General features: G+C 72.2%; 14 protein-coding genes and 1 pseudogene. 11 read left to right on the forward strand and 4 right to left on the reverse strand.

What is annotated here, in order from left to right; genetic code table 11:
- Positions 1 to 170: 170 nt before the first annotated feature.
- The 4 genes from ALLO2_RS17360 to ALLO2_RS17375 are packed head-to-tail and all read left to right on the forward strand — an operon-like array spanning position 171 to position 3,924.
- Positions 171 to 1,967: a type IV secretory system conjugative DNA transfer family protein gene (locus ALLO2_RS17360; protein ID WP_084588479.1), complete on the forward strand. Its 1,797-nt coding sequence runs from the start codon at positions 171 to 173 to the stop codon at positions 1,965 to 1,967.
- The gene (locus ALLO2_RS23500; RefSeq protein WP_011436772.1) at positions 1,942 to 2,520 is read left to right on the forward strand and encodes a DUF4913 domain-containing protein; all 579 of its coding nucleotides are present in this window, start codon (positions 1,942 to 1,944) and stop codon (positions 2,518 to 2,520) included. The genes ALLO2_RS17360 and ALLO2_RS23500 overlap by 26 nt, the downstream gene beginning before the upstream one ends.
- A gap of 50 nt (positions 2,521 to 2,570) precedes the next feature.
- Positions 2,571 to 2,882, forward strand: coding sequence for a hypothetical protein (locus tag ALLO2_RS17370; protein ID WP_011436771.1), 312 nt, complete (start codon positions 2,571 to 2,573; stop codon positions 2,880 to 2,882).
- Positions 2,872 to 3,924 (forward strand): zeta toxin family protein, encoded by a 1,053-nt coding sequence (locus ALLO2_RS17375; RefSeq protein WP_051875355.1) that lies wholly within the window; start codon positions 2,872 to 2,874, stop codon positions 3,922 to 3,924. Before ALLO2_RS17370 ends, ALLO2_RS17375 begins: the two co-directional genes overlap by 11 nt.
- Before the next feature lie 976 nt (positions 3,925 to 4,900).
- Here the strand turns inward: ALLO2_RS17375 and ALLO2_RS23505 are convergent.
- Both ALLO2_RS23505 and ALLO2_RS17390 read right to left on the reverse strand, forming a co-directional pair.
- The gene (locus ALLO2_RS23505) at positions 4,901 to 6,823 is read right to left on the reverse strand and encodes a toprim domain-containing protein (RefSeq protein ID WP_023840307.1); all 1,923 of its coding nucleotides are present in this window, start codon (positions 6,821 to 6,823) and stop codon (positions 4,901 to 4,903) included.
- The gene (locus ALLO2_RS17390) at positions 6,820 to 6,999 is read right to left on the reverse strand and encodes a hypothetical protein (RefSeq protein ID WP_023840308.1); all 180 of its coding nucleotides are present in this window, start codon (positions 6,997 to 6,999) and stop codon (positions 6,820 to 6,822) included. The genes ALLO2_RS23505 and ALLO2_RS17390 overlap by 4 nt, the downstream gene beginning before the upstream one ends.
- A gap of 2,751 nt (positions 7,000 to 9,750) precedes the next feature.
- Here ALLO2_RS17390 and ALLO2_RS17410 point away from each other — a divergent pair.
- Positions 9,751 to 11,160, forward strand: coding sequence for a hypothetical protein (locus tag ALLO2_RS17410; protein WP_041257900.1), 1,410 nt, complete (start codon positions 9,751 to 9,753; stop codon positions 11,158 to 11,160).
- 52 nt (positions 11,161 to 11,212) lie between these two features.
- Here ALLO2_RS17410 and ALLO2_RS17415 read toward each other — a convergent pair.
- A pseudogene (locus ALLO2_RS17415) lies at positions 11,213 to 11,770 on the reverse strand (recombinase family protein); the annotation flags it as partial.
- 446 nt (positions 11,771 to 12,216) lie between these two features.
- Between ALLO2_RS17415 and ALLO2_RS17420 the strand changes: the two are divergent.
- The 5 genes from ALLO2_RS17420 to ALLO2_RS17445 all read left to right on the forward strand — a co-directional run bounded on the left by ALLO2_RS17420 (position 12,217) and on the right by ALLO2_RS17445 (position 18,049).
- The gene (locus ALLO2_RS17420; protein ID WP_232235164.1) at positions 12,217 to 12,897 is read left to right on the forward strand and encodes a histidine phosphatase family protein; all 681 of its coding nucleotides are present in this window, start codon (positions 12,217 to 12,219) and stop codon (positions 12,895 to 12,897) included.
- Between the two features lie 137 nt (positions 12,898 to 13,034).
- The gene (locus tag ALLO2_RS25840; RefSeq protein ID WP_023840311.1) at positions 13,035 to 13,358 is read left to right on the forward strand and encodes a hypothetical protein; all 324 of its coding nucleotides are present in this window, start codon (positions 13,035 to 13,037) and stop codon (positions 13,356 to 13,358) included.
- Positions 13,359 to 13,365: 7 nt separating this feature from the next.
- Positions 13,366 to 14,400, forward strand: coding sequence for an AAA family ATPase (locus ALLO2_RS28345; protein ID WP_035733453.1), 1,035 nt, complete (start codon positions 13,366 to 13,368; stop codon positions 14,398 to 14,400).
- A gap of 584 nt (positions 14,401 to 14,984) precedes the next feature.
- Positions 14,985 to 17,735, forward strand: coding sequence for a Tn3 family transposase (locus tag ALLO2_RS17440; RefSeq protein ID WP_035733457.1), 2,751 nt, complete (start codon positions 14,985 to 14,987; stop codon positions 17,733 to 17,735).
- A complete protein-coding gene (locus ALLO2_RS17445; RefSeq protein WP_011436758.1) occupies positions 17,732 to 18,049 on the forward strand; it encodes a hypothetical protein in 318 nt (105 codons plus the stop codon). Before ALLO2_RS17440 ends, ALLO2_RS17445 begins: the two co-directional genes overlap by 4 nt.
- A gap of 32 nt (positions 18,050 to 18,081) precedes the next feature.
- On the opposite strand, the gene ALLO2_RS17450 is transcribed toward ALLO2_RS17445, so the two are convergent.
- Positions 18,082 to 19,032, reverse strand: coding sequence for a site-specific DNA-methyltransferase (locus tag ALLO2_RS17450; protein WP_035733520.1), 951 nt, complete (start codon positions 19,030 to 19,032; stop codon positions 18,082 to 18,084).
- A gap of 321 nt (positions 19,033 to 19,353) precedes the next feature.
- Between ALLO2_RS17450 and ALLO2_RS17460 the strand changes: the two genes are divergently transcribed.
- Positions 19,354 to 20,322, forward strand: a complete 969-nt coding sequence (locus tag ALLO2_RS17460) for a tyrosine-type recombinase/integrase (RefSeq protein WP_011436756.1) — start codon at positions 19,354 to 19,356, stop codon at positions 20,320 to 20,322.
- Positions 20,323 to 20,396: the final 74 nt, after the last annotated feature.

A 20,396-nucleotide genomic window follows, 5' to 3' on the forward strand; every position in this document is an offset into this window, starting at 1 on the left:
AGCGCGCCGGNCTCCNGGCGGGCCGGCGCCCGCCACCCCGGCCGCGGCAAATACCTGATCAAAACCGGGGGGAGGCTCGGGATACCCGTGCAGATGACCCTGCTGCCCGCCGAGGCGGAGCTGTACGACTCCGACGCCGCGATCCGCGACGCGGCAATGTGGGACGTGCGGTGAACGGCCGCGGGCCGGTCCTGCCCTGGGTGATCCTCGGCGGCCTGTGGGGCAGCATCGGCGTCGGCTGGCTGGCATGGATGACCGTCCGCCTGGCGGCCGTCGTCGGGGGCGGCCATCCACCGGCGTTCGGCGCGTTCGTCACCGCCGTGCTCGCCGGCGACGCCACCCGGGCCACCGGCGCAACCCCGGCCGGGTGGGTTGTGGTGTTCGCCGTGCTGGCCCTCGCCGCCGCCACCGCCCTGGCCGTCGTCGCCGTGCGCGCCGTGCGCCGGGCACGGCGGCGTCGGCGCCGCTCGGCACCCTGGCGGCTTGCCCTGCCCTCCCTCGCCGACCCGGCCGACCTGGCCACGCTCACCCCTGCCGGCGCCGCCGACCGTGCCCGCGCGCTGCGCCCCTCCCTGTCGGATGCCGATGCCCGCCGGCTCGGTGACGACGCCGGCCTGCTCCTCGGTGACCTGCTGCCCCGCGGGCTGCCGCTACGCGCATCCTGGGAGGACGTGCTCCTGGCGGTCATGGCTCCCCGGGCCGGGAAAACCACGGCGCTGGCGATCCCGATGACCCTCGCCGCGCCGGGCCCGGTACTCGCCACCGGCAACAAGGCCGACCTGTGGGCCGCCACCGCACAGGTGCGGGCCGGCGACGGCCGCCGGGTGTGGACGTTCGACCCGCAGGCCATCGCCCACGCCCCCCAGACCTGGTGGTGGAACCCGCTCGCCGCCGTGCACGCCGTCGAGGACGCCGACCGGCTCGCCGGGCATTTCCTCCAGGAGATCCGCGGGGAGAAAACCGGCGGGGACTTCTGGCAGGCCGCCGCCGGGGACCTGCTCGCCGCCCTGTTCCTCGCCGCCGCCACCAGCGGGCGCACCCTGCTCGACGTCTACGAATGGCTCAACGACTCCGCCAGCCCCGTCCCCGCCGAACTCCTCGCCGCCGGCGGCTACCCGGCCGTCGCCGCCGGGCTGCGCGGACGGCAGGCCGGCGCCCCCGAAACCCGCGAAGGCGTCTACGAAACCGCCCGCGCCGCCGCCCGCTGCCTACGCAACGACCGGATCCTCGCCTGGGTCACCCCCGGCCACACCGACCGTCACCTCGACGTGACCACGATCCCCGCCAGCCGCGACGTGCTGCACCTGCTGTCCAAAACCGACGAAGGCGCCGCCAGCCCGCTGGTCGCCGCGCTGACCGACCAGATCGNCCGCGCGGCCGTCNCCGCCGCCGANCGCNCCGGCGGCCGCCTCGACCCGCCGCTCGCCCTCGTCCTCGACGAAGCCGCGAACATCTGCAAGATCGCCGACCTGCCCGACCTGTACTCCCACCTCGGCAGCCGCGGCATCGTCCCCCTGACCATCCTGCAGTCCTACCGCCAAGGTGTGCGCGTCTGGGGCGAGGCCGGCATGGACGCCCTGTGGTCGGCGGCCACCATCAAAATCATCGGCGCGGGCATCGACGACCCCCGCCTCGCCGACGACCTCTCCCGCCTCGTCGGCGACCACGACGTCGACACCACCTCGATCAGCTACTCCGCGCAGGGTGCCTCCAGCACGGTCAGCAGCCGCCGCCAGCGCATCCTGGAGGCCGCCGACATCCGCGCCATCCCCAAAGGCCGCGCGCTGCTGCTCGCCACCGGCTCCCGCATCGCCGCGATCGCCCTGCGCCCCTGGTACACCGGCCCCCGCGCCACCGAGATCACCGCCGCCATCCGTACCGCCGAAGCCACCCTGACCGCCCGCGCCACCGGCGCCCACCCCGCCGGCGAGGAGGAGACCGATGACAGCCCCCTCACCCACCTCTGACCTGCAGGTGACACTCGACGCGCTCACCGCCCGCCTGGCCCGCCTGGAAACCGCCATCGACGACCACGACGCCGCTTTCAGCGACCTCACCAGCACCCCGACCGCCCCGGCGGGCAGCGCCGACAGCCGCGGACAGGAACAGCAGGAACAGGCCGACCCGCTCTACCCGGACGTGGTCGCGTTCGTCGAACAGTTCTTCGCCCCCGCCTTCGCCCGGCCACTCGGCGGGGAGTTCCGCTGGTGCCCCCACTGGTGGGACCACACCGAAGCCGGCCTCATCCTCGAGGCCTGCTGGCGCACCTTCGAACACTTCCGACTCAACCCGCAGACCGGCATCTCCGACTGGCTGACCCACCACCTCTACCCCCACCTGCACCGGCTGATGAGCCCCACCGGCCCGTTCGCCCGCTGCAACCCCGACCGCGCCACCCACCCCCATGAACCCGACCAGTCCCTGCGTACCGTCCCCCCATCCGCCGGCTGGCCCGCCGGCGCCCCGGAGGTCAACGACCCCTACGGCCACGACGGCGATGCCGGCGCCTATCTGAAATAAGGGCGTGGAGAATCCTGTCTCACTGACCGGCGGGAGAGGAGAAAGACAGCATGGAGAACACCGAAGAGTCCGTCGTGGGTGGCCTTACAGCCTTCGAATGGCATGACGCCACTGCGGCGTCCTGTGAGACTGCGGTCGAGGAGATCAACCAGGTTGTGGGGGGCTACGCCTCGCTGGTGTCGGCTGCGGCCGACGACCCGGGAGGTTCCAGCCCCACAGACGTCGCGGGGTGGCGGCAGCAGATGAAGGCATTTGCCGACCTCCGGCGGGAGCTGCGCCCCGACGACCCGCAGGCCGTCACCGAGGCGCGGCGTGCCTCCGCCGCGGCACTGCGCTACCTGGAGTCGATGCGTGGCCAGTGATGTTGACCGGGAGCGCTACCGGCTGTCCGAGGCCCGCAACGACCAGATCTTCCATGATCTGATCGTTCCAACGGAGTATGCCGGACGGCCGAGGCAGGCCGCGCCGGNCGTGGNGTTNCTCGCAGCACAGACGGGNGCCGGTAAGACCGCCACGGCGCTCATGGTGGCTCAGGCGCTCGACCGGCGCGGCGGAGCCATCCACATCGACCTGGATGTTCTCAAGCCGTATCACCCGATGTACCCGTCGCTCATGGCAGCGGACGACACCACAGCCGGCGCCTACACCAGCATCGACGGACGCCGGTGGATGCAGAAGGCCCAGGAATGGGCTATCGACCACCGCATCGACGTGCTCATGGAGTCGGCGATGCGACTTCCGGACGAGTTCGAACATCCGGCGCGGCGTTTCGCCGCGGCCGGCTACCGCGTCGAGGTGGCCTTTCTCGCCGTCCCCGCGGCGCTGAGCCGGCTGGGGGTGTTAGACCGGTACTGGACGCAGGTCGCCGCACACGGTTACGGCCGGCCGATCGATCCAACCATTCACGACGCCTGCTTCGAGGCGATTCTTCGTGAAGCAGACGCCATCGATCTCCGAACAGTTCCCGTGCACACCACCAGCGTGTTCCGTCGCGGAAACACGTCTCTGTACCTGAACAGTCGCGAGCCCGACGGGTTGTGGCGGCACCCTCCGCGGACGGCTGCAGCGATCCACACCGAACGAACCCGGACATGGACCCCCACCGAAACACGCCGCTTTGCGCAGGCCGCGCGCAGAGTACATGCGCTGGCACGGGCCACGGTCGAGAAAGAGATGGTGGAGGACGTGATCGACCTGGCCCGTCCGCTGCTGGCCGCCCCCTGGACGAACTCCCCTCTCCCAGCGACGGACCTCCTGCCCTGCCTGGCCGGTGGCACCCTGGCCGCCGGCTTCCCTCGACCCCTCCAATCGATAGCAACCGCGAGAGTGCGGCAGGAGAGCAACCAGCGGATGCAGCCCCCGTCTCCACCATCGCCCCACCAAGAGGGCCACCCCCGCCGGTAATGACAATGCCGTAATGATCAGCATTCTTGCCTGCCTCCTCGAGGACTCGCCGCAGCAGGAGACCCGTCACAGCCGTAGCCGCCTCGCGCGGTCCGGCTGGGGGTCAGCGGCGTGGACCGGCCGTGCGGGGTGGCGTGGGGCCGGCCTCTGGGGTGCGGGGTGGGCTGGCGGGGCCGGTGGGTGGGGTGGGGCGAAGCGGGCTGGCGGGGTAGGCGGCGCGGCGGGTCTGCCCGGCGGAGCCGCCGCGGCTCTGCCGGGTCTGGGAGGAGGTGGTGGGGCGGCGGGGCTGCGGGCTGCGCGAGGTCACACGATCCTGTCGGTGGGCGGCGTTGTGCGCTTTTTGCGCCCGCTGCTGGGCCCAGCGGGGGGNGGTGGTGGGGTCGGCCAGCCAGCCGAGGCGGGCGTGCAACGTCGCCGCGGCTGTCGCTGCGTCCCGCCGTTCCAGTCCGCCGGCCATGCCGCGGGCATGGCGGAGCACGTCGGCGGGATGCAGGGACAGGTCGCGGGCAAGTGTGGTGAGCCGGCGGGCGAACGCGTCGAACGCGTCCGCCTCGCGGATCGCGTCCCGTAGCGCGGGCCTGTCCGCGAACACCGCGCTGACGGCCTGTTTGGCGGCGGCCCGGTCCTCGGCAGGCAGGTCGGTGGTGCGGTGCTGCCGGGCGGCAGAGTCCTGCCGATCGGCGCCGCGGTCCCGCGCGGACCCGTCTCGGTCGGCGCTGTTGCCCGGACCGTCGCCGTGAGGGAAGCGGCGGGCATGGTGGTGGGAGGCCCAGGCGTCCTGCTGGTCGCGGAGCCGGGCGGTTTCCTGCTCGGTCTTTCCGGATTTGCGTTCGACGAGGATCTGCGCGGCGAACGTGACGGCGGTCAGCGCTCCGATCGATTTCTCGGCGGCGGCGCTGACGGCGTCGGTCAGTGGATCCGGGTAGCTGGGGGGTGCCTGGGTGGGCTGCGGGTCGGTCACGAAAGGGACTCCAGGTCAGCGGGCACGGGACTGGTCGGCGGCGGTGTCCACCGAGGCGGGCCGGGGCGGCAGGGACAGGGCGGCAAGGACAGGGCGGGTGGAGGACGGGTAGGCGGCGGCGAGCGCCGCCGCGGCCCGCGGCCCCCCGGCACCCGGCAGGGCAGCGGCGGCGCTGATCTCGGCGGCGGACCGGTTGCCGGTGCCGCTGTGCAGACGGGCCAGCGCCGCGCCGGACAGGTCCCCGACGGCGTCGAAGACCGCGCCGATGACATCACTGGCGTCCAGGCCGATACGCCCGGCGGTATAGGAGACGAGTCCGCCGACGAGCGCGGGATCCTCGGTGGCGATGATCGGTGCCACCGCCCGCAGGGCGGTGAACTGATGTTCGAGGAAGCGGCGGTGGTCGTCGTCGAGCCAGGCAAGGCGCTGGTCAATGACGGCGGCGGCCAGGGGCCGTAGCCGCGCCGGGTCGCTCAGCGCGGCGCGCAGCGCGTCCGGGCCGGCGGTAGCCAGCAGCCCGGCGGGGTCGGCCCCGGCGGGCAGGTCGGCGTGGTGCAGGCGGGTGTCGAGGTCGCGTAGCACCTGGTAGGCGCGGGCGGCGGCACGCAGCCCGGCGGGGTCGGGGTCGTGGGCGACGGTGATCCCGTCCCGGCCGGGGGTGGCGGAGCCCAGCACACGGGCGTGGTCGGCGGTGAACGCGGTGCCGCAGGCCGCCACCGCGGCCAGGGCCCGGCCGGTCTGGCGGGCGGCGACGGCGACGGCGAGCACGTCGGTGGGCCCCTCCACGACGACCGGCCGGGCGCCGGCCGCGAGCAGGTCGCGCTGCTCGGCCAGGCCGAACAGCAGCCGACTTTTGTCGAAGAGAACCGTAGTGGGGCTGTTGAGGTATTTCGGGGTCTGCCCGTCAAGCGCCCGGCCGATGAACCCGACGATCCGCCCGTCGGGGTCACGCAGGCCGAACAGCAGCCGGTGACGGAACCGGTCCACCAGGGTGCCGCGGCGGGTACGAGCGGCCAGGCCGGCGTCGAGCAGCTCCTGCTCGGTGAACCCGAGGGCGTGCAGTTGGTCGACGAGCCCGGTCCAGCCGGGCGGGGCGTAGCCGACCATCCACCGCGGATCAGACGCGACGTCGGCCAGGCCCCGCTCGGCGAGCATCCGTCCGGCCGGGCCGTCGGCGGCGCCGGTGAGGTGCAGGGTGTACCAGCGGGCGGCTGCGCGGATCGCGTCGTAGAGCCGGGCATGCTCGGCGCTGGCCTGTCGGGGTGGGGGCGGTAGCGACGAGTCCGCGTGGACGCGCAGCGTCCGCGCCCGGGTGGCAAGGCCTTCGGTCCGGGGAGTGTTAGCGCGCCGGCGTGCTTCGCGGAGTTGCTGGGCACCCGGGCGCGGGCCGGGAGCCAGAGCATGGCCCAGCCGGTCGGCGGCGCTCCACACCCGACGGGTGGCCTCACGGACGACGCCGGCCGGATCCGCTCCGGCGGCCCACTGCCGCGGATCGGGCAGGGCATCAGGGACGGGCAGGGGGACACCGGCGTGGGCGGCGACGAGGTAGGCGACGCTAAGCGCCTCGGCGCGGTCCCGCCCGACGCAGTCGACCTGCGGGCCAAGATCCGGGTGCAGCATCAGGTGGGCGGCGGCATGCGCGAGATCCTGCATGATCCCCAGATCCGCGAGGAACGTCGGGGGGTGGGTGACCGTGCGGTGGACGCGGTCCATCCGCACCTGGCCACGCTCGCCGGCGGCGAGGCTGTAGCCGCGGGCGTGGAACAGGCGGGTCAGCGGGTCGACGAGCAGGGCAGCGTCCCGCACCGGGTTTGCTCGCGTGCGGGCCTGCCCGGCCAGCGCCAGCCACCGGGCCCAGCCGTCGCGGCTGCCCGCCTGCGCGGCCGCGGCCGACAGGTGGGCAGCGACCTGCGGCTCGACCGGTCCCGGTCCGCTCACCACGGCCGGGAGCCAGCCGACGACTCCACCGCCGCTAGGCGGCGGTGCAGTGCCGCGACAGTGTCGGTCAGCGCCTCGTAGGCGGCGGTCAGATCCTCGATCTGCTGCTGCTGGGCGTCGAGCAGGGTCTGCTGGTCATCGAGACGCTGACGCAGAGCGGCATCGGTGTCAGGCATGGCGGGCGGCTCCTACCGGNGAGGGNGGGNGGGCGGCGTCGGATCAGCCAGGGTCGACCGGGCGTCCTGCGACGGTGCGGCCACCGTAGAAGCCCGCACCGCGGCGGTGCGGGGGCGCGGCGGGCTCAGGGCGGCGGTATGCTGGCGCAGCGCATCGCCGGCGGCCTGGGCGTCGCGGGCGGCGTCGAGGGCCTGCTGGGCGCGGCGCAGCCGGGCGATGGCCTCGGCAAGCTCGGCCAGGGCGAGCAGCAACTCGGCGGCATCGTTGCGTTGCCCGCCGATCCGCCCGAGCGCACGCAGCAGCCGCGCCTGCCCACGCAGCAGATCGGCAGTCCCATCGGCGTGGGGGGTACGGCCGTAGGGGGCAGCGCCGGCCTGCACCAGACGGCGGGCGGCGCCGTCGAGCACACCCGGCCCGCCTCCGCCGAACAGGTGGGCGGCGGCGCCGGCGAGGTCGCCGGCGGCATGCGCGGCCGGTTCCCCCGTCCCCGCGGCGGCCGGATCGGTGGCGGCGGTGTGGATATGGCCGGCAGCGACGCGGGCGGCGCGGGCCGCGTCGGCGACCGTCTGCCGGCGGGCGGCCGGATCGACGATCCGCCGCCCCTCCGCGACGTCGCCATCCGCGGGTGGGGTCCAGCGGCGGGCGAGTTTCGGCAGGGACAAGTCGGCGCCCAGCCTCGACCCGCCGTACCAGACTGGCTGCCCGTCGCCGGTCAGATCATCGGGCCACGCCACCGCGTAGCCGGTGATCTCACCAGGGTCCCGGTCACTGTGCCGCCAGCGGACCAGCAACCCGTCCCGCTCGAGCGCGGCGGCGAAACTGTCCCGGTCATGCGCGCTCACCGCGGCCGCGCGCACCGTGCGGGCCAGCCGGACCCGCACCGGCTCCTTCTGCCCACGCCGGGCAGCTTTCTCGCGTTCGGCGCGGGTCGTCTGGGGGCCGACGGTGCGGTTGGGTGGGCGGGTGCGGCGGAGGCCGTGGCGGATCTCTGCGTCCCGGCACACCTCCCCTACCCGGTGGTAGTCGGAGTCCGGATGAGCCCGTCGCCCGTCGCCACGGGCCAGTACGACGACGAGGTGGACGTGGTTGTCAGCGTGGCGCACCGCAGCCCACCGGCAGCCGTGTGGATCGTCGGCCGGGGCCAGACCCGTGCGCACGACCATGTCCGCGCACACCTGCCGCCACTCGGCGTCGGTGAGCGTCCGGTCCTCGGGTGCGGCGGAGATCGACAGATGCCACACGATCGCCTTCGGACGGATCTGCGGTGGGGTGAGTTTGATGAACTGGTTCATCCACCGGCCCAACGGGCCTATGTCGCGGCTTCCGTCAGGCAGGCGTGGTGGTTCGAGGAGTTCGTGGTCGTCGAAGGCGCCGACCAGATGTGGGTCCACGTGCTCCTCCGACTCGCGGAACAGGTAGTAGAGCAGGCCGTGGACCTCCTTCCCCCGCACNACCTTCCCGATCATGGAAGTTTCGCGGCGGTCCGGTCTGCGGCCCGCTCCACCCGTTCCGCGTGGGCGAGCACGATCCGCAGCACTTCCTCCAACCGGGCGGGAGGCTCACCGACGGTGTGGAAGCGGGCGACGAGCTGGTTGAGGTTTCCTCCCACGCGGCGTAGCTGAGCGGATGCCTCGGCCAGATGGACCAGGGCGTCCCGCCACGGCGTCTGGGTCGGCGGTCGCGTGTTGCGTGCCACGGTGAGGGCTGCCTCGGCGATGTAGCCGCTGAGGCTCATCTGGACGCGTCCGGCTGCCTCGCGCAACTCGGCGAGTTCGTCGNCCGCGAGCCGTATCCGGTACACCGCCCGGCCCTGTCCCGGGGGCCGGTAGCGGCGCGGCCGCGCAGACAGGCCGCTGCCGTCCCCACTCGTGCCGGTCACGGCCGCCCTGTCCGCGCCCGCCGGCGCGGACCCTCCATCCGTGGGACGGATGGATATCTTGCTGCCGCGATCTGAGGTGACAGGGCCCGGCGGCGGCTGCCAGCGTGGCCCGGTCCAAAGCGGCGGCTGGACGGGGCGGTCGCCGCGTTTTCACGGCAGGAGACGGNGAGGCGATGGCAACCCAGGCAACCCGAAAGGCCGCGGAACAGGCGGCGCTTGAGGCACTGGGCGGGCGGGTGGCCGCGATCGGCGACCTCGGTCTCGCGGCGGCCCGGCGCGCCGACGCCGCCGACGGGCCCGCGCGGGCAAAGGCCCGCACGGCCGAGCTGCTCGCCGCCGCCCGCGCCGAAGGACGCGCTCTGACCGACGCCGCCGTCGAGGAAATCGCGGCCGCGGACGACGACTACGCGGCCAGACGCGCCGCCGCGGTGGACGCCGGATGGACCGAGCAGGAGCTCGCCGCGCTGAACTNCCCGCCGCTGTCCCGGCGCCGACGTACCTCGCCGTCCACCCCTACGGCGGCGCCGACAGGCCGCCCCACCAGCGCGGACAGCCGCCTGCCCACGCAGGACATCCCTGCGACGGACAGTGCGGAAACCTCGGCCTGATCGTGACGTCACGCAGCCAGAGAAGTGCATGATCTCCCCTCGGACCTGCTGTTTCCCCCATAATGCTCCGCCATGTGAGCATGTCACCCGTTAGCGTCACGGACAACGCAAAACGTGCACGGCAGACGACGGGTTCGGAAGCGGTCCAGGGAGGCGGCTATCGTGGCACGACGGCGACGGACGGTGCCGATCTCGGCCCTGCTGGGGCAGATGTCGTTCGACGACATGTATCCGCCCTCGCCGCCGCCCTGACCGAACAACGTGTGCTGACCGCCTCCCTGGCGACCGCCGGCGTCGGCCAACGAATCACCGTCGATGTCGCTACCACCCGAGTCGGCAATATTCTCGACGCCACTCTGGCCATCGACGGCAAGCAGGCTGCCGCAGTCCGACTGGATGTGGCCGCATCAGCCGAGGAAGGCCTCCTCGACAAGTGGATCACTCTGCACACCGACGTCAGGACACCACTATCCGACTGGGCACCTGTCCACGCTGGTCTGCGCCGCATTCAAACCGCTCCCCCGTTTCCCGCGGCGGCCTGGACGGTGCTGGTGTCCACCTCGCCCGACAGGCAGATCTGGACACTGCGTGGCCTACGCATCGTCTTGCGCGAGGGCGATGCGGCCGACTTCGCCATGCATGAGGCTGAGAAGGCCGTCGAGGCGGACCGCCGCGATGGCACGGATCTGCATGATCGGGCGCACTACCGCGTCGAAATCTTTGACCGCGACGCCAGCGGTCTTCTCGTCGTCGCGGTCCACGACCACGCACCGCTGGCGGTGGCCGGCGTACCGGCCGCAGCAGCAGGGCTCGACGTCGAAGACCTGCCCTACCTGCCCGACGATCCCGAGCATGCCGCTACCGGTACGCAGGGGGCCGCGCCGGCGCTGGCCGGGCCGGCGGAACCCGTGCGCTACGCCCTGAGCCGCAGCGCGACGACCGCTCCCCTGGTCCTGACCGAGAACGACGTGGAGATAGCCCGGGTGCGCATCGACCCCGGCAGGGCGTCGACGGAGAACCGGCAGATGCTGCGCGACTGGGTCAGTCTGCACACCGGGCAACCGGCGCCGCCGGTCGACTGGCTGCAGTTGCGGCGCGGACGGTGGGAGTTCGACGCCCCAGCGCCGGCGGCAGGTCCGACCGCCGGGCCACGTGGGCAGCTGCTCGTCTCCGCCGACGGTGGACAGAGCTGGGTGCTGTACGGCGTCGGAACGCCCCGGGCTGACGCCGACCCGCACCGTGTGGCCGAAAGCGTCGTGGCACACGAGATCGCCCGCCTGCGCGGGCAGGTCGGGGACGATGCGGCACTTCTGGTCCGCTGCGAGATGTACAGCCCGGACCGCCAGATCGTCGCCGTCGACAGCCGGGATCTGCGCGGCGACGTCAACGCGACCGCGGCGGGGACAGTGCCGGCCGAGGGACAGGATCCACCACGCTACCGCGGCGAGCTGTACGGGCCGGACCGCGCCCTACGGCGTACCTACGAGCATCCCGCAGAGCCCCGCCCGGCCCCCGCCCGTCCGCCCGCCGTGGCCGGCCTGCTCGGCGCTGCTTTCCCTCCCACCCGGGCGGGCGTCACGCCGGCGTCGCCCCCGTCACCGTCCGACTCGGCTGCATCGACGATCCCGGCGTCGCCGACGATCCCGGGCAGGCCGCCCCATACCGGCAGGTGACAGCGCCGTCGGCGCGGTCACGTGAGTCAGATGGTGGAGATCCGCTGCCACATCCGGCCGGGCGTGCGGCCCGCAGGTAGGTGTACACGGTCTCGCGGCTGATGCCGAACGCCTTGGCCAGGTCGGACTTCCGCGCGCCGCCGGCGGCGCGCTCGCGCAGATCACGCGCCTGGTCGGGGGTGAGGGCGGGTTTGCGGCCGGTGTAGACGCCGCGCTGTTTGGCGGCGGCGATGCCCTCGCGCTGGCGTTCGAGGATGAGGGCGCGTTCGAACTCGGCGAACGCGCCCATGACCGACAGCAACAGGGTCGCCATCGGCGAGTCCTCACCGGTGAAGGTCAGGCCCTCCTTGACGAACTCGACCCGCACGCCCTTGCCCGTCAGCATCCGCACGGTGCTGCGCAGATCGTCGAGGTTGCGCGCGAGGCGGTCCATCGAGTGCACGAGCACGGTGTCGCCGTCGCGGACGAACGCGATCATCTCGCCGAGCTTCGGCCGGTCGCTGTCCTTCCCGGACGCCTTGTCGACGAACACCCGCTCGACGTCCACCCCGTCAAGTTGCCTCACCGTGTTCTGGTCGGCACTGCTGACTCTGACGTAGCCGACCCGCATCCGCCCTGACCCCTTCCGCACCCTGAAATGTCAGGATGGACTCTAAGAACCAAGTAGACATACGTCAAGAAACGCTGCGACGGACTCTAACCTGACACTTCTCGCGCTAGTTGATCGTGTGGTGTTGGGGTGTACCCCAACCGGACGCGAAACCGCCGACGCCAATCCGCCCTCTGTCCGGGGGCTGGCTGCGGCGTGGCGAGCCTCGACGAACGCGATGACATCACGGTGGTGGTAGCGCACAGTGCGCCGTCCATCGGGTTNTCTCGCCAGCGGTCGGTCTGTGGGATGGGTGATGGTCTCGCGGCCGCGCGGGCCTCCGAACCCCTGACTCGCATTCACCGGCCCGTTCAGTCAGCAGGTGCGCACAGGCCGTAATAGGGTTGTGTGCTGGAAACGCGGATTGTGCCGGTTTGATCATGTATGGCAGTGGAACGGGGGTGCGGGTGGACACGGATGTTGTGCTGGTTCGGCACGGAGAGGCGCACTGCAATCTCGCGGGCATCGCTGGCGGCGACCGGGGCTGCACCGGGTTGACGCTGCGGGGGCGTGGCCAAGTAGACCAGGCGGGCCGGCGGCTGGAATGGATGCACCACGACCGCCAGTTCGATGTGGTGTATGCCGGGCCGCGGCGACGGGTCCGTGAGACCGCCGCCGTGATCTCCCCACGCCTTGGCTTGACNCCGCACATTGAGCCACGTCTGTCCGGCCCGGCGCATGGTGACGCCGACGGCAAGCCGTGGACGGATATCTGGGAGGCGTTCGGCTCGAGTCCTGCTGACCAGCCGGACCGCCCGTTCGCTGCCGGTGCCGAGAGCTGGAACGCGTTTCTCGCCCGGGCGACCGATTGTTTGCAGAACATCGTCACGCGTCACGCTGGCGAGCGGATTCTCATCCTCGCGCATGCGGAAACCGTCGAGGCGATGCATACCCTGCTGCTGGGTCTACCCGCCGGGTCCTCGGCGCGGGTGGCCTTCACTGTGGCGCATGCTTCTTTGACCCGCTGGGTGCACCGTACTCCCGAGATCGGCTCGGCTCGGTGGACGTTGGTTTCCCACAACGACACCGCCCATCTCATCGCCTTACCGACGACGGGTTTCGACGACGTTCAGGACGGCGACTCGTGACTCCTTCTGCTTCATCGTCATCGGCTGAGCGCGTTCGTCATGCCTGGCAGGAACGGACGGCAAGCCAGGCACGACTGCGTATCGCCGACCGTTCGCTTGGCCGTGTAGCACTGGCCGCGGCTCGCGAGGATGCCGCGATGGGCCTGCCCCTGGTCATCCTGAGCGATCCGACAGTGCGTGGTGCACTGGACGCGGCGCGGCTGCATGCCCCCGGCCCGTATCTTCACGAGGGACGGTGGGAACTCGCCGATGTCATCGATCTGTATGTGTGCGGCGACCTTCCCAGTGAACGGCTGGTAGAGATCCTCGCTATCTGGCCATACCAAGCCCATGACCCTCACCGGGATGAGGCTCAGCCATGGTCGGACAGCTTCGCTGTCGTGGAGGCGGCTGGTGATGCCGGCCTGCTGCCGCGGCCGCTCGTCGCCCAAGTACGCCGCCACCGTAGCGACCTGACCTGATAGACAGATGGCCTCCTCGGACGAGTACCGGAGCTACGCCCACACGCTGGAAACTCTGCTTGCGCCCGGCGGGATCCTGTCGACCAGATCTCCCTACGCCACCGCAGACCAGGCCCTGCCCGGTGGTGTTCCCAGCGAGCAACGTGCCGCGATCTATGACCGGGTCGTCGACCGCTACCTGACAGCTCACGTCGCCCAGCACGGCCAACTGCCCCATCCTGGCCGACAGCTTAGCCTGATCGTCGGGCCGCCTGGTGCCGGCAAATCCTCAGCCCTGACCGCTGCCGGGGCCCAGGGGATGGAGCTGTCCGGGACACTGATGCTCGAACGCGACGAGCTGATGCGCATACTTCTACACGAGCTGGCTACGCAGGGGACTCTGCCTGTCCCTCACGAGCTACGTGACGGCCTCGACGGAATNCCTGTCGTACCCGCCGAACTCCATGATCTGATCAACGCCGAAGGAACCTATCTCGCGCACAGAGTCGCCGCCGTCGCACGGATGCAGGACTGGAATGTCGGATGGCAGAACACCCTCGGAGATCTAAGCGGAATGCAGGCCGGTATCGCGGAGTTCCGTCGGGCCGGATACGGACCACCACAGGCCATCTGCCTGGAGGCATCCGAGCAAGTTCTCCTCGACCGTACCTACCAGCGGTGGGAAAGCGGACGCCGTGACGTAGAGGCCGGCCGCGACACTCTTGGCCGCCATTGGGTCACCCGCGCCGGGCTGTCGAGTGCCTTCCGCGACCAGAATGGATCGACAACGACAACGCCGGCGAGCAGCCACCGGCTCGCCGTTCTTGAGCAAAGCGGCCAGACCGGACGCATCATCGTCATCAACACGACCGAGTTTCCCGGCCGCGTCGTGCACGACACCGCTACACACGGAGCTCTTCGAGAGCGTATTGCCCGGCCGGACGCGGCGAAGATCATACGGCGGGCTTTCCCTCCCCCGGAGAGGACACCCCCTGGACAGGATGGCAGGCGTCGGCCGCAGCCTCCCCCGGAGACGGGGAACTCACCGCGGCCCCACCGATGAAGATGATCTAGATAGATCGCCATGTAACCCGGTGAAGCCGGCGGGTCTACCGGCCAGACCGCCGCGGCCCGGCCGTCTCTGGCCCGGGTGAGACGCCCGTACGGGGTACGGGCGCCGACGTCGGGGGCCGGACACTCGGCTGAGAGGAGGCGGGGTAGGCCGCGCCGAGCAGACCACGCACGCCCGTCAGGCGGGGTTCGGCGGGAAGGTCGTAGGTCCGGTACAGAGTGCGATCAATTCCGTACAGCTCGCAGAGGTACCGGGGGGATCCTGCCCGGCGAACACGCCGGCGGCGCGGTCCCGGTCGGCCAGGTTGCGGGTGACGCGCTCCAGGAACGAGGCGGGGATCGGGCCAGGCGCGGGGGNGACGATGTGGCGCACTGTCCAGTTCGGAGAGCGAGACAAACCGTGGGAGGTCAAGCAGCGCTCGTGATCGGCTGTCATGTCCCCCGCGTCCGAGCTGACCAGCTGCTGGCGCGGTCGCCCTACTTGGGGTGCCGGTAAGGGGTCCGAGGAAGAACCGCGCAGGATTGAACGGTTAGGGCGGTTCGGTCGCTGGCGGTCGCCGGGTCGATGATCTGTGTGTGCCGGTGGAGTTCCTGACGGATGAGCAGGTTGCGGCGTACGGGCGGTTCGATGGTGAACCTGTGCGGGCTGAGTTGGAGCGGTTCTTCTTTCTGGATGACGCCGACCGGGAGCTCGTCGTCCGGCGCCGGGGCGAGCACTCGCGTCTGGGGTTCGCCGTTCAGCTGGGCACGGTGCGGTTCCTTGGGACGTTCCTGAGCGATCCGCTGGAGGTGCCGTGGGTGGTGGTGGACTATCTCGCGGGCCAGCTGGACGTTGCGGACTCGTCGGTGGTGAAGCGGTACACCGAGCGGCTGCCGACGCAGCATGAGCATGCTCGGGAGATCCGGTCGGTCTACGGCTACCGGGACTTCGCCGACCCGCAGGCAGCCACGGAGCTGCGGGCGTTCCTGGCGAGCCGGGCGTGGACGCAGGCAGAGGGTCCGGTGGCGCTGTTCGGTCAGGCCACGGCGTGGCTGCGCCGTAGCCGGGTGCTGTTGCCAGGGGTGAGTGTTCTGGCCCGTCTGGTGGTCTCCGTGCGCAGCGAGGCCACCGACCGGGTGCACCAGGAGCTCGCCGTCGCGGCTGAGCAGGCCGATCCGCAGTTGGCCGGACGGCTGCGCAGTCTCCTCGAGGTGGCGCCGGGTGCCCGGGTAAGCGAGCTGGAGCGGCTGCGGCGGGGGCCGACGCGGACGTCGGGGCCGGGCTTGGAGCGGGCGCTGTCACGGGCCGGCGAGGTCATCGTGGTGGGCGCCGGCGCGGCGGATGTGTCGGGGGTGCCAGCGAACCGGCTGGCGACGCTGGCCCGCTACGGCCTGGCGGCCAAGGCGCCGCTGCTACGCGAGCTCGCCGAGCCGCGGCGTACCGCGACCCTGCTGGCGACGGTGCGCGGTCTGGAAGCGGCGGCGGTCGACGACGCCCTGGACCTGTTCGACGTGCTGATGGCCACCCGGCTGCTCAACCCGGCGCGTCGCGCCGCGCAGCAGGAACGCCTCGCCGTCCTGCCGAAGCTGGAGAAGGCGTCGGTCACCCTCGCCGGCGCGGCGTCCGCGCTGCTGGGCCTGCTGGCCGGCACGGCCGGCGAGGCGCTCGACGTCGCCGCAGCCTGGGCGGTCGTGGAGCAGGTCGCGCCGCGGGAACGGGTGCTGGAGGCCGCCGCTCTGGTCGAGGAGCTGGTGCCCGGCGACGCCGGCCTGGAGANGGTGATGCGCGCCGAGCTGGCCCGCCGTTACGGCACGGTCCGCCCTTTTCTCCTCCTGCTCGCCGAGGCGCTGCCGCTGGCAGCGACCGGCGACGGCCAGCCGGTCCTCGACGCGGTCCGGCTACTGCCGAACCTGGTCGGCCGTCGCCGGATCCGCCCGGACGAGGTCGACATCGATCTGGTGCCGCCGGTGTGGCGGCGCGCGGTGCTGGCCAACCCGACGTTGCCGGCTGGCACGGTCGACCGCGACGGCTACGTGCTGTGCGTGCTGGAGCAGCTGCATCGGGCGCTGCGCCGGCGCGACGTGTTCGCCGTGCGTTCGCAGCGATGGTCTGACCCGCGGGCCCGGCTGCTCGCCGGCGAGGGATGGGATCGGGTCCGCGGCGAGGTGCTCGCCGGTCTCGGCCTGGCCGCCCCGGTCGAGACCCACCTGCGTGAGCTCGCCGGCTCGTTGGACGCCGCGTGGCGCCAGACCGTCGACCGGCTCGCCGAGGCCGGACCGGACAGCCCGGTGCGGGTCGAGCCGGCGGCCGACGGGCGGATGCGCCTGGCCGTGAGCCGGCTGGAGGCGCTCGGGGAACCGGACAGCCTGGTCGCGCTGCGGGCGACAACCGCGGCGATGCTGCCCCGTGTCGACCTGCCCGATCTGCTGCTGGAGGTGCACGCCTGGACCGGGTTCCTCGGCGCCTACACCCATCTGGGCGGGTCGGGCNGCCGGATGGAGAACCTGCACATCTCCCTCGCAGCGCTGCTGGTCGCCGAGGCATGCAACGTCGGGCTGACCCCGGTGACCAAGCCGAGCGAGCCGGCGCTGAGCCGCGACCGGCTCTCCCACGTCGACCAGAACTACCTGCGCGCCGACACCCACGCCGCGGCGAACGCGGCTCTGATCACCGCCCAGGCACAGATCGGGCTCGCCCAGGCATGGGGCGGGGGGCTGGTCGCCTCCGTCGACAGACTGCGGTTCGTCGTCCCGGTCCGCACGATCAACGCAGGACCCAGCCCCCGCTACTTCGGGCTCAAACGCGGCGTGACCTGGCTGAACGCGGTCAACGACCAGGTCGCAGGGATCGGCGCGGTCGTCGTGCCCGGCACTGTCCGTGACTCGCTCTACATCCTGGACACGCTGCTCACCCTCGACGCCGGGCCGAAGCCGGAGATGGTCGCGACCGACACCGCCAGCTACTCCGACATCGTCTTCGGCCTGTTCCGCCTGCTCGGCTACCGGTTCTCCCCGCGGATCGCGGACCTGTCCGACCAGCGACTGTGGCGTGCCACCCTGCCCGGCGACGCCGAGGGCGACTACGGGCCGCTGAACGCCATTGCCCGGCACCGGGTCAACCTCGCCCGCGTCGGTGTCGTGCTGTGGAACACCCGCTACCTCGACGCCGCCCTCACCGCACTGCGCACCGCAGGCCACGACGTGCACGACCTCGACGTCGCCCGGCTGTCCCCGCTGGCCGACCGGCACATCAACATGCTCGGCCGCTACGCCTTCGCCGCCCCGCCCACCGGCACGGGTCTGCGCCCTCTGCGTGACCCGGGCGAGAACGATCAGGAGGAGTCATGACCGAGGATGGCGACCGGCCAGCGGGGCAGGACACGGCGGTGCCTCGGATTGGCCGCCCGACCGGGCGCACACGAACCTTCCACGGCCCGGTGCGGGTCGAGATCGCCCACGAAGGCTCCGCCACCCAGGTCGTCAGCTTCTACGGCAGCGAGGAGTCCGACCTGCTGCACGCCGCCGGCGACTGGATGAACGACCATCTCTACGCGGTGATCCTCGGCTTCGGCTTCGCGGACCTGCGCTATGACGACGACGGCGACAAGCTACCGCCGCAGCTGCGGCTGACGATGACGGTCGACATGTCCTACTACCGCTGATCAACGGCGCCGATCGAGCCGCGTGGGCCTGGTCAGGAGGCCGGCTGGTCGATACCGGGCAGCGGCCGCTCCAGCAGCCGGGTACGGAGCGCGAGGCGGTGATAGTCGGGGTTGAGATCGATCCCGACGTAGCGGCGGCCGAGCTGCAGCGCGACCATGCCGGTGGTCGCCGACCCGGAGAACGGGTCGAGCACGACCCCGCCGGGCGGGCAGCCGGTCAGGATCGCCCGCCGCGGGATCTCGGGCGGGAACACGGCGAAGTGCGCGCCGGGGAAGTTGGCGACCGGGATCTGCCAGACGTCGCCCGGATTACGGCCGGCTTGGTGGGCGGCGAAGTCGCGGTCGGCGGCCGTCACCGACGACTNGGGGTTGCGGCCCCGCCGGCCGGGCACNCCCTGCTTCCTGCGCTGGGCCCACTCAGCACCGCCGGTCGGGTCGACCGGTGTCTCCCGGACGGGGTCGAGGTCGAAGTGGTAGCGCGCCGAGCGGGTCAGCAGGAACAGCGTCTCGGTACGCGAGGCGAACCGGTCGGTCACCGACTCCGGCATCGCGTTCGTCTTGGCCCACACGATCGCGTTGCGGACCGTCCAGCCGGCGTCCTGCAACGCGAACGCGACCCTCCAGGGGATACCGAGCAGGCTCTTGTAGGGCGCGGCCGCGGTGGTGTTCCGCCGCGGCGGAATCAGCTCGGCCCGGTCGGCGCGGCGTGTCAGGCCCACCGACGGGCCGCCGTTGGCCTTGCCCGCGTAGCTGTCGCCCAGGTTCAGCCAGCACGTCCCGTCCGGGTGCAGCACCCGGCGAACCTCCGTGAACACCTCGGCGAGCCGGGCGACGTAGGCCGCGGGCGTGGGCTCCAGGCCGATCTGGCCGGGCTCGCCGTAGTCACGCAACCCGAAGTACGGCGGCGAGGTCACCACACAGTGCACCGAGGCGTCCGGCAGACCCCGCAGGACCTGCGCCGCCTGGCCGACCGGAGAACCCATGACCACCGACGTCGCTCCGCCCGCGACCACCGAGGAGCTCATCGCCTGGCTCCGCGCCGAGGCCACCCGCCAGCCCGAGGCTGCCGGCCGGTNCCTGGACCGGGCCGCCGAACTCGAGACCGCCGAGCGCTGCGTCGATCCCTGGTGCGACCACCCCGTGGACGACCACGGCCGGTACGGCTGCGTCATCGCACGCTGCCGGTGCCACGTCGCCGGCCCGGCCACCACCGAGGACGACATCGTGGTGGGACCGCGAACCGACTACGNCCCGGACCATCAGCCGCACGCCTGAACCGCCGCTACCCCGAGAGGACGTGGTCGGTGACGACCAGCGCCACCGCACCACCCACCGGCCGCGGCCGGCGCGGCGGCGAACGCCCGCCCGACCGGTACGCCGAGCTGTTCGCCGCCTACCGCGCCGAGCTCGACCACGTCCGGCTCGCCGAGCACTCCCGGCGCGCCTACGCCTCCCGGGTCGCCGGGTTCCTGCGCTGGCTCGACACCGACGGCGCCGCCGCGGACCCCACCGGCGCCGACCCGCTGTCCGACGCGCACGCCCGCGACTTCGCCGTCCGCGACTACCGGGCCCACCTGCTCACGGTCGCGAAGAAGCGGCCCGCGACCATCAACGCGCACCTGACCGCGCTCGACCACTTCTTCACCTGGCGCCACCTCGGCCGCGCCGTCGTCGACCGCGCCGACCTTCCCGAGCAGGCCCCTCGCGCCCTGACCGACGACGAGGCCCGCCGCGTGCTGCGCGCCGCCGAACGGCTGCCCTCGCTACGCGACCGCACGATCATCGAGCTGCTCTACAACACCGGCGTGCGCTGCGCCGAGCTCGTCGCCCTCGACCTCGACGACGTGCCCGTCACCGCCCGCACCGGAGCCGTCCACGTCCGGGCCGGCAAGGGCCGCGACGGCGGCAAGCCGCGCACCATCCCGGCCAACCCCCGGGCCCGCCGGGCGCTGACCGACTGGAAACCCGCCCGGGCCGCCTGGCCGAACGCCGAGGCCGACCCGGCGCTGTTCCTCAACCGCTACGGCCGCCGCCTGTCGACCCGCACCGTCGACCAGGTCGTCGCCGACCTCGGCCGCTCCGTCGGGATCGACGACCTGACCCCGCACGTCCTGCGGCACACCTTCGCGACCGCCATGCTCCGCCGCGGCGCCGACCTCGTCCTGGTCGCCGAGCTCCTCGGCCACGCGCGCACTGACACCACGCGCGTTTACACCAAGCCCACCGAGGCCGACCGCCTGCGCGCCGTCGAACTCCTGCCCGGCGACTCGTGAGCCCCGGACGGCGCTAAGCGTTCAATCCTGCGCGGTTCTTCCTCGACCCCCGGATCCCGTTACACGCGGCGAGC

The organism is Frankia sp. Allo2 (genome assembly GCF_000733325.1).
GTDB classification, from domain to species: Bacteria; Actinomycetota; Actinomycetes; order Frankiales; family Frankiaceae; genus Frankia; species Frankia casuarinae.